Annotated in this window: 1 protein-coding gene; it reads left to right on the forward strand. The window is 62.9% G+C overall.

Going from position 1 to position 337, the window contains the following annotated elements:
- On the forward strand, positions 1-337 hold a 337-nt coding region (locus tag QWI17_RS18085), incomplete at both ends, for a phosphotransferase (protein WP_302723930.1).

Below are 337 nucleotides of genomic sequence, written 5' to 3' on the forward strand. Positions count from 1 at the left end.
CGCACATCGACCAGATGGCCCGGCAGATTGCCGAATTCCACCTGCAGGCCCCGCGGGTACCGGTCGAGCACCCACTGGGCACGCCGGAGGCCGTCATGGCGCCGGTGGAGCAGAACTTCGAGCAGATTCGCCCGTTCCTCAGCGACAAGGCCGACCTGCAGCAGCTAGACGCCCTGCAAGCCTGGGCACGCAGCAGCTTCGAGCGCCTGCATGGCCTGCTGGAAAAACGCAAGGCCAATGGCTTCATTCGCGAATGCCACGGTGACATTCACTTGGGCAACGCCACGCTGATCGATGGCCAGGTGGTGATCTTCGACTGCATCGAATTCAACGAACC

The sequence above is a fragment of the Gilvimarinus gilvus genome (genome assembly GCF_030518155.1).
GTDB classification, from domain to species: domain Bacteria; phylum Pseudomonadota; class Gammaproteobacteria; order Pseudomonadales; family Cellvibrionaceae; genus Gilvimarinus; species Gilvimarinus gilvus.